Here is a 1,425-nt window from a genome sequence, read left to right on the forward strand (position 1 = left end):
GCCCGGCTCGCGGCCGGTGACGGCACCGTCCGGTGCGCCGTACCGCTGGCGGGCGGCGCCGGCCAGCCGCTGTTCCTGTGCCACCCGGTCGGCGGGTCGGTGGCCCGCTACGCCGACCTGGCCCGCGCCTGGGCCGGCCCGGTGTACGGCTTCCAGAGCCGGGCCCTCGCCGGCGACGACCCGACCGGCGCACCCAGCCTCGCCGACCTGGCCGCCGGATACCGGGCCGAGCTGCGCCGGCTGGCGCCGCACGGACCGTACCTGCTCGCCGGCTGGTCGATGGGGGGCGTGCTGGCCCACGAGCTGGCCGCCCAGCTGCGCGACGAGGGCGAGGCGGCGTGGGTGGTCCTGGTCGACAGCGACATCCGGAACCTGCGGCTGCCGGCCGACGACCGGGAGCGGCACCGGGAGTTCCTCGCCGACCTGGCCGGCGGCCGGCTGCCGGAACCGGTGGTCGCCGCGCTCGCCCGCGCCGCCGAGACCGGGCTGGCCGGGGCGGCGCACGCCGCGGCCCAGGCGGCGGGCCTGCTCCCCGCCGAGCTGGACGAGGCCGGATACCGGCGGCTGGTCCGGGTGCACGGGGACAACCTGGCCGCGCTGGCCGCCCATCGCCCCGTCCCGGGGGTGGCGCCGGTGCTGCTGATCGTGGCCGACCGGGTCGAGCGCCCGGACCCGGTGCCGGCCTGGCGGGCGGTCTGCCCGGAGCTGACCGTGGAACGCTGGCCCGAGGACCACCACTCGATCGTGTCCGCAGCCCCCTCGGCCCGCCTGGCCGACCGCATCGCCCGCTTCGTCACCGAGACGAAGCCGGCCGAAGCGACCCCCGACGCCCTGGCCGCGGCATCCTGAGCAGACACCCGGCAAGATCCGCACAACATCCGGGACGGTGCTGCCTGCCGGCTTGTCGAGGCAGCAGCTTCCCCGAAGTTGCTCACCCGGGCCGGCGGTCAGGACCAGTCGAAGGCCTGGGCGTCGGAGGAGAGGTAGCTGCCGTCGACCAGGTCCGGCCAGGTGGCGTAGCGGCGCAGGCCATAGAGCAGGGGCCGCTGCGGGCGCAGCCGGGTGACCGCGCGGACCCGACCCATCACCACCGCGTGGTCGCCGACCACGCTGTCGTCGACCACCTCGCAGTCGGCGATGGTGTGCGCGGCGTCGAGCAGGTGCGGACCGCCGGCCTCCGGGCCGACGGTCCACCGGACCCGGTCGAAGCGGTCGACCGCCCCGGAGGCGAACAGCTCGGCGAAGGCCCGGGCCTGGTCGTGCAGCAGGTTCACCGCGAAGGAGCGGGTGGCCGCGATGGCGTCCAGGGTGGGGCTGCCGCAGCGCAGGCAGACCAGCAGGATCGGCGGGTCGAGCGAGACGCTGCACAGCGAGGTGCAGGTCATCCCCCAGGGCTGGCCGTCGCCATGCAGCGCGGTGGTCACC

General features: G+C 76.8%; 2 protein-coding genes. One reads left to right on the plus strand and one right to left on the minus strand.

Annotation, left to right across the window (positions count from 1 at the left end; translation table 11 throughout):
* Positions 1-849, plus strand: an 849-nt coding sequence (locus ONA70_RS36260; RefSeq protein WP_265010984.1) for an alpha/beta fold hydrolase, incomplete at its 5' end; no start/stop codon positions are given.
* 98 nt (positions 850-947) lie between these two features.
* On the opposite strand, the gene ONA70_RS36265 is transcribed toward ONA70_RS36260, so the two are convergent.
* The coding region (locus ONA70_RS36265) for a flavin reductase family protein (RefSeq protein WP_265010985.1) at positions 948-1,425 on the minus strand (478 nt) is incomplete at its 5' end.

The sequence above is a fragment of the Micromonospora yasonensis genome (genome assembly GCF_026013475.1).
Taxonomy (GTDB): Bacteria; Actinomycetota; Actinomycetes; order Mycobacteriales; family Micromonosporaceae; genus Micromonospora; species Micromonospora yasonensis.